This window comes from Stenotrophomonas sp. HMWF003, assembly GCF_003061285.1.
Classification (GTDB): domain Bacteria; phylum Pseudomonadota; class Gammaproteobacteria; order Xanthomonadales; family Xanthomonadaceae; genus Stenotrophomonas; species Stenotrophomonas maltophilia_AP.
Map to the genome: position 1 here is coordinate 1 of NZ_QAIW01000163.1, position 7171 is coordinate 7171.

Annotated in this window: 8 protein-coding genes; 7 read left to right on the forward strand and 1 reads right to left on the reverse strand. The window is 68.0% G+C overall.

The features are described 5' to 3' along the window. The 6 genes from DBR34_RS06720 to DBR34_RS06745 all read left to right on the forward strand — a co-directional run. A partial coding sequence (locus DBR34_RS06720; RefSeq protein ID WP_128096219.1) for an SH3 domain-containing protein occupies positions 1-1286 on the forward strand: 1286 nt, incomplete at its 5' end. Then, positions 1283-2389, forward strand: coding sequence for a dipeptide epimerase (locus DBR34_RS06725; RefSeq protein WP_128096220.1), 1107 nt, complete (start codon positions 1283-1285; stop codon positions 2387-2389). The genes DBR34_RS06720 and DBR34_RS06725, both read left to right, overlap by 4 nt. A 184-nt stretch (positions 2390-2573) precedes the next feature. Next, on the forward strand, positions 2574-3422 hold the full coding sequence (locus DBR34_RS06730; RefSeq protein WP_128096221.1) for a MurR/RpiR family transcriptional regulator: 849 nt from the start codon (positions 2574-2576) through the stop codon (positions 3420-3422). A 30-nt stretch (positions 3423-3452) separates the two neighbouring features. Beyond that, on the forward strand, positions 3453-4262 hold the full coding sequence (locus DBR34_RS06735) for a L,D-transpeptidase family protein (protein ID WP_128096222.1): 810 nt from the start codon (positions 3453-3455) through the stop codon (positions 4260-4262). Next, positions 4259-5557: an amino acid permease gene (locus tag DBR34_RS06740; RefSeq protein WP_128096223.1), complete on the forward strand. Its 1299-nt coding sequence runs from the start codon at positions 4259-4261 to the stop codon at positions 5555-5557. The genes DBR34_RS06735 and DBR34_RS06740 overlap by 4 nt, the downstream gene beginning before the upstream one ends. A gap of 107 nt (positions 5558-5664) precedes the next feature. Next, positions 5665-6012, forward strand: coding sequence for a hypothetical protein (locus tag DBR34_RS06745; protein WP_038690880.1), 348 nt, complete (start codon positions 5665-5667; stop codon positions 6010-6012). A 25-nt stretch (positions 6013-6037) separates the two neighbouring features. On the opposite strand, the gene yiaA is transcribed toward DBR34_RS06745, so the two are convergent. Beyond that, on the reverse strand, positions 6038-6475 hold the full coding sequence (gene yiaA / locus DBR34_RS06750; RefSeq protein WP_128096224.1) for an inner membrane protein YiaA: 438 nt from the start codon (positions 6473-6475) through the stop codon (positions 6038-6040). Between the two features lie 177 nt (positions 6476-6652). On the opposite strand from yiaA, the gene DBR34_RS22270 reads away from it, so the two are divergent. Further along, positions 6653-7171, forward strand: a 519-nt coding sequence (locus tag DBR34_RS22270; protein ID WP_258223719.1) for a PQQ-dependent sugar dehydrogenase, incomplete at its 3' end; no start/stop codon positions are given.

The following is a 7171-nucleotide window of genomic DNA, read 5'->3' on the forward strand; positions in this document are numbered from 1 at the left end:
TCACCCCACAGTACTGGGCTGCGCGCCTACCCAACGCCGATGCGCTGATCCTGGACCGTGCCCAGATCCAGGCGCAGAACGCGCGCATGCGCGCCGACGATGCCTCCATCCACGACCTGCGCGCGCTGCCCGCACAGCTGCCGCGGGCGCAGGTACTGGCCGCGGTGCAGGCGTTGTCGAAATGGCCGGAGAAAACCCTGTACGGCGTGGATGGCAAAACGCTGGGGGCCTCGCAGCGCACCGCCAGCCTGGACAACCTGGCGCTGGCCGCCATTCCGGCGCAGCGCGCGCTGCAGTACGGCCTGGTCACCCATCGCGCCGCACTGCGTACCTTCCCCACGTCGCTGCGGGTATTCACCACCCAGGGCGACATCGACATCGACCGCTTCCAGGAGTCGGCGCTGTTCCCCGGCGACGCGGTGGCGGTGCTGCATGAAAGCGCCGATGGCCAGTGGCTGTTCGTCACCAGCGAGCGCTATGCGGCGTGGATCGAGAAGCGCTTCGTCGGCATCGGCGATGCAGCCACGGTGCTCGGCTACGGCCAGCACGGGCCGTACCGGGTGATCACCGGCGCCACCGCCTTCACCGCCTACACGCCGGAAGAACCCCGCGTATCGCGGCTGCAGCTGGACATGGGCGTGCGCCTGCCGGTGCTGGCCGACTGGCCGCCGGGCACGCCGGTGAACGGCCAGCAGGCACACGCCGGTTACGTGCTGCAGCTGCCGGTGCGCAATGACGATGGCCGCCTGGCGCTGGTACCGGCGCTGCTGCCGCGCGCACAGGACAGCGCGGCCGACTACCTGCCGCTGACCCCGCGCACCCTGCTCACCCAGGCCTTCAAGTTCCTCGGCGAGCGCTACGGCTGGGGCCACGACTACGACACCCGCGACTGCAGCGGCTTCGTGTCCGAGATCTACCGCAGCGTGGGCGTGCTGATGCCGCGCAACACCAGCGCGCAGGCGGTGAGCCCGGCGCTGGACCGCATCGCCTTCACCGGCAAGGACAGCAAGGCCCGGCGCACCACGGCGGTGAACCAGCTGCAGGTGGGCGACCTGGTCTACATCCCCGGCCACGTCATGATGGCCATCGGCCATGTGGATGGCCGCACCTGGGTCATCCATGACACCGCCGGCGGCAGCTGGTCCGGCCCCGACGGCACCCGCGTGCAGGCGCACCTCAACGGCGTGTCGGTGACCCCGCTGGAGCCGATGATGGCCAGCGACACCGTGAGCTACATCGACCGCATCACCAACATCCAGCGCCTTCGAGCCCAGACTCCTGAATGAAGATCACCGACATCGAACTTGGCATGCTGCGCGTGCCGTTGAAGACCCCGTTCAAGACCGCGCTGCGCACCGTGGATACGGTGGAAGACGTGGTGGTGCTGGTGCGCACCGACACCGGCCATACCGGCTACGGTGAAGCGCCGGCCACCGCGGTGATCACCGGTGATACCCACGGCTCGATCATCGAGGCCATCAACAGCTTCATCAAACCGCGCCTGATCGGCCAGGACGTGGCCAACCTCAACCATGTGTGCGCGCTGATCCAGGGTGCGATGGAGCGCAACACCAGCGCCAAGGCCGCGGTGGAGATCGCGGTCTACGATCTGTGGGCGCAACTGCACAAGGCACCGCTGTACCAGATGCTGGGCGGTGGCGACCCGGTGATCACCACCGACATCACCATCAGCGTGGACTACATCGACAAGATGGTGGCCGATTCGCTGTCGGCGATCGAACGCGGTTTCGAGTCGCTGAAGATCAAGGTGGGCAAGGACATCGGGCTGGACATCGAGCGGGTCAAGGCTATCCACGCCGCCGTGCAGGGCCGTGCGCTGCTGCGCCTGGACGCCAACCAGGGCTGGACCGCCAAGCAGGCGGTGCATGCGATGCGCACGCTGGAAGAGGCCGGGGTGGTGCTGGAGCTGCTGGAGCAGCCGGTGAAGGCCGCCGACATCAGCGGGCTGAAGTACGTCACCGACCGGGTCAACACGCCGGTGATGGCCGATGAGAGCGTGTTCAACCCCGGCCAGGTGGTCGACCTGATCCAGCAACGCGCCGCAGACATCATCAACATCAAGCTGATGAAGACCGGCGGGCTGTCCAACGCGATCCGCATTGCCGACATCGCCGCCATCTACGGGGTACCGTGCATGATCGGCTGCATGATCGAGTCGAGCATCAGCGTGGCGGCGGCCGTGCACCTGGCGGTGGCCAAGAGCGATGTGATCACCAAGGTGGACCTGGACGGGCCGTCGCTGGGGCAGTTCAACCCGGTCAGCGGCGGGGTGAATTTCAACGAGTCGGAGATCACCATCAGCGACGCGCCGGGGCTGGGCATCACCGAGGTGCGGGGCCTGGAGATGATCACGCCGCCGCGGTGGTGAGGCTGCCTCCACCACCTGCGGGTAGAGCCACCCCATGGGTGGCTGCTGTTCGTGCGATTCCGGTGTGCGCAGCCGACCAACGGTCGGCTCTACTTCGCGCGATGCCGCCTTGCGCAGCCGACCAACGGTCGGCGCTCCCCGGCAGCTTGCGTATGCTCTCCTTTCCAGACCCGATGCCCCACCCATGCCCCCTCTGGTGAAAATCCGCTCCGAGCGTGACCACATGTCGGCGATCGAACGCCGCATCGCCGACTTCATCCTCGACAACGCCCACCTGCTGCGCGACTACTCGTCCCAGCAGCTGGCCAGTGCGCTGGGGATCAGCCAGTCCAGCGTGGTCAAGTTCAGCCAGAAACTGGGCTTCAAGGGCTACCCGGACCTGAAGTACTCCATCGGCGAGGCGGTGGCCCGCGCCGGCAACGGCACCCGGGCCGAGGCGCCGGCTGCGGCCGACGACAACGCCTACATCGGCATCGCCGAGCGCCTGCGGCTGAGCAAGGCCGCCGCCGAGGAAGAGACCCGGGTGGCCAACCCGCAGGCCGATGTCGAGGCCATCGTGCAGTTGATCGACGCCGCGCCCAAGGTGTTCGTCTACGGCCTGGGCGACGACGGCCTGTACGCGCGCGAGTTCGCGATGCGGCTGTCTCTGCTGGGCATGCTCACCGTGCACCACGCCGACCCGATCCTGATGATGGCCAACCTGTCGGCGGCACGCGCCAACGACGTGATGCTGGTGTTTTCCGAGTTCGGCAAGCTGCCGCAGCTGTTCCAGCTGTCGCGCCAGTTCCAGGACGTGGGCGGCAAGGTGGTGTCGATCACCCGGCACAGCGCCAACCCGCTGCGCGCGCACGCCGATGCCTCACTGGTGCTGTGCGCGCACGACCCGGCGCCGCACCTGGCCCAGCTGCTGTACCGTGCCTCGTTGCAGTCCCTGCTGGATTTCGTCTTCGTGCTGCTGTGCCACGCCAACCCGGACCGCCACCGCCAGCTCGGGGTGAACCTGGAACGGATCGAACACCTGATCGACACCTGATCAACACCTGCTCTTCTGGAGTCCGCCACGATGCTGCCGTTGTTCCGATCCGTCTTCGCCGTCGTGCTGGCCACCAGCGCCCTGCCCGCCGCCGCGCTCACTCCGGCAGTGGGGCCGTTGCAGGACCACCACCAGATGATCGTGGTCGTCACTGACAGCTGGGATGCCGCCCATGGCCGGCTGCAGGCCTACACACGCACCCCGCACGGTTGGGCGCCACAGGGCAGCGCATTCGAGGTGGCCGTAGGCCGCAACGGCAGCGCCTGGGGCGTGGGCGTGGTACCGGCGCAAGGCGTTGGCCCGCACCAACCTGGTGACCCGGTGAAGCCCGGGGATCCGGTAAAGAAGGAAGGCGATGGTCGCAGCCCGGCCGGCGTCTTCACCATCGGCCCGGCCTTCGGTTACGCCCCGACGATCACCACCGCCCTGCCGTACCAGCCGATGCTGGCCAGCAGCTACTGCATGGACGTGCCCGATTCGCCGTACTACAACCGCATCGTCGATGCCGAGGTCGTGGGTAGCGACGCGGTGGAAGGCTCCACCGAGCCGATGCGCCTGGACCTGCACAACAAGGGGGATGTGCGCTATCGCGAGGGCTTTGTGATCGAGCACAACCCGAAGGCCGAAGCCCGCCGCGGCAGCTGCATCTTCGCCCACCTGTGGCGCACGCCCGGGGAGGCCACCGCCGGCTGCACCGCCATGCAGCCCGAACACATGCAGCGCCTGCTGGCCTGGCTGGATCCGATCAAGCACCCCCTGTTCGTGCTGCTGCCGCGCACGCAGTACCAACAGATGCAGTACGACTGGAACCTGCCGCCCGCACCGGAAAACACCCGATGAGCGCCCCGGCCGATCCCCAACTGGAACGCGCGGTCAGCCGCTGGCAGATCGTCGGGCTGTCGATCAACGATGTGATCGGCAGCGGCATCTACCTGCTGCCCGCCGCCACCGTCGCCCTGCTCGGGCCCTTCAGCCTGTGGGGCGTGGTTGCCGCCGGCATCGTGGTGGCGCTGCTGGTGCTGTGCTACGCGCAGGCGGCCAGCTACTTCGACGAGCCCGGTGGCAGCTACCTGTACGCCCGCGAGGCGTTCGGGCGGTTTGCCGGGTTCGAGATCGGCTGGATGATCTGGCTCACCCGGATCAGCTCGGCCGCCGCGCTCAGCAATGCGCTGGCCGACGCGGTCGCACGGTTCTGGCCATGGGCCGGGCACGACCTCGGCCGCGTGCTGATCATCGTGGTGTCGCTGGGCTTCCTCACCGCCGTCAACGTGGCCGGCGTGCGTTCGGCCGCACGCACCGGGGTGATCCTGGTGATCGGCAAGCTGCTGCCGTTGCTGCTGTTCGTGGCGATCGGCGCGTTCTACGTCGACATGGATCTGGCCTTCTCCGGAGTCCGCCCGGACCCACACGACCTGCAGCGCATGGGCGAGGCGGCGTTGCTGCTGCTGTACGCCTATGCGGGCTTCGAGAACATCCCGGCCGCTGCGGGCGAGTACAAGAACCCGCGCCGCGACATTCCGTTCGCGCTGATCACCATGATCATCAGCGTCACCGTCATCTACGGCGCGGTACAGCTGGTGGCACAGGGCACGCTGGCCAACCTGGCCGCCTCGCCCACGCCGCTGGCCGACGCGGCCTCCCGTTTCGGCGGCGAAGCGCTGGCGCTGATCCTCACCGTGGGCGCCACCATTTCCATCCTGGGCACCAACAGCAACACCATGATGATGGGCCCGCGCTTCCTGTTCGCCCTGGCCCGCGACGGCTACGGGCCGAAGCTGCTGGCCAACGTGCACCCGCGCTTCCGCACGCCGGCGGCGGCCATCGTGACCCAGGGCGTGATCGCGCTGGCGCTGGCGCTGTCCGGTTCGTTCGTGCAGCTGGCGCTGCTGTCGATGACCACGCGCCTGTTCGCCTATATCGGCACGGCCGCGGCGGTGCTGGTGCTGGCGCGCCGTTTCCGCGACCGCCCCGGTGCGTTGAAGCTGCCCGGCGGCCCGGTGATTCCGGTGCTGGCGCTGGTGCTGTGCGTGGCGCTGTTCGTGAGTGCCAGCTGGCAGAACATCGCCGCCGCCGGCATTGCCTTCGCGGTGGGCGCGGTGATCTACAGGCTGCCGCGCAAGGACCGACCGGCCTGAACAGACACCGCGCGGTGGCTGACGCTTGATGTGTCATTCACCTCGTGGGTCCACGGCGTTAACCGGCCACTGGGTAGGGTGGAGCCTCACCCAACCGGAGCCACCACATGCCTACTGATTACCAGATTCCCGGCCGGGTGCCGGAAGACGGTGTGCCGCGCCAGGCGGTATCGGACTATTGGCGCGAACGCTTCCCGAGCGAGCCGTACTACGACAACAGCCAGTTCTACGACGATTACGAGCCGGCCTACCAGCTGGGCCACTACTCCCGGGCCGACGAGATGATCCGCGCCTACGAGCAGGTGGAAGCCGAGCTGGAAACGCGCTGGGCGCAGGAACGCGGCAAGAGCAAGCTGACCTGGGAACAGGCGCGCAACGCGGTGCGCCGGGGCTGGGATGAATCCACTGCCCTGCACCAGTCGCACCTGGACAAGGGCGTGCCGCGCGGCACCTGAGGCAGCGCGCGGCACCTGCCCGCGCTTAGTCGCCGCTGGGCAGCGGCGGGATCTCGCGCACAGTGCCACCCGCGGCCATCAGGTCGCGGGTGTTCTTCTGCACCGCCACCGCGCCGAACAGGCTCAGGGCGAAGGCCATGCCGTAGAAGCCCTTTTCGCTCAGCAGCAGCGTGGCGTTCCACAGGCCCACCAGCAGCAACAGCAGCGAGGCCAGCAGGGCGAACCAGCACAGCGCGTAGTACAGGCCGCTGACCGGAATGTCTTCGACGCGATCACGCACGCTCTTCTGCAGCGACACCGCCGCAAACAGCCCGAACAGCAGCAGGGTGAGGTAGTAGCCCTTCTCGTTGAGTGCCATCTCGGCGTTGAACAGACCAACCAGATAGGCCGCCGCGCCCAGCAGCAGCGCTGCCCACGAGGCGGCGATGAAGGCCGGGGAGGGCTTGTGCACCTGTTGTTTCATAGGATCCAACTCCATTTGATGGCGGCAAGCCGCATACGCCGCCCCACGGGCAGCCCGCGCCAACGGTAGCCGATCACGGCCCGCGCGCCTACGGGGGATGACGTATGGTCCACGCCGCGTTGATGGGCATGCTGTACAACCATGGCTGGCCATCGCATCCCCACCCGGAGATTCCCCATGACCCGCAAGCTGCTGCTGTCGCTCGCCGTCACCCTCACCCTGCCCCTCTTCGCCACCGCCTGCGTGGCCGCTGACAAGGCGGCCGCCCCGGTCCTGAAGAAGGCCGAGTGGCCCTTTGCCGCTACCGAAGCCGGCACCTTCAACGAACCGTGGGCAATGAGCTTCCTGCCCGATGGCAGCCTGCTGGTCAGCGAAAAGGCCGGCACCTTGCAGCATGTGGACCTGAAAACCGGCAAACGCGCTGCCATCAGCGGCGTGCCCAAGGTGGCCTATGCCGGCCAGGGCGGCTTCGGCGACGTGCTGCCGCACCCCGGCTTCGCCAAGAACCAGCTGGTGTATGTGAGTTATGCCGAAGCTGGCGAAGGCGACACCCGCGGCGCCGCCGTGGGCCGCGCCCGCCTGGTGCTGGCCGCCGATGGCAGCGGCACGCTGCAGGACTTCAAGGTGATCTGGCGCCAGACCCCGAAGGTCGAAGGCGGCGGCCATTACGGCCACCGGCTGGCGTTCGGCCCGGAC

Bases quoted from the DNA above. Each gene is read 5' to 3' on its own strand.
- DBR34_RS06725 (WP_128096220.1), top strand. From the start codon at position 1,283: ATGAAGATCACCGACATCGAACTTGGCATGCTGCGCGTGCCGTTGAAG.
- DBR34_RS06730 (WP_128096221.1), top strand. From the start codon at position 2,574: ATGCCCCCTCTGGTGAAAATCCGCTCCGAGCGTGACCACATGTCGGCG.
- DBR34_RS06735 (WP_128096222.1), top strand. From the start codon at position 3,453: ATGCTGCCGTTGTTCCGATCCGTCTTCGCCGTCGTGCTGGCCACCAGC.
- DBR34_RS06740 (WP_128096223.1), top strand. From the start codon at position 4,259: ATGAGCGCCCCGGCCGATCCCCAACTGGAACGCGCGGTCAGCCGCTGG.
- DBR34_RS06745 (WP_038690880.1), top strand. From the start codon at position 5,665: ATGCCTACTGATTACCAGATTCCCGGCCGGGTGCCGGAAGACGGTGTG.
- yiaA (WP_128096224.1), bottom strand. From the start codon at position 6,475: ATGAAACAACAGGTGCACAAGCCCTCCCCGGCCTTCATCGCCGCCTCG.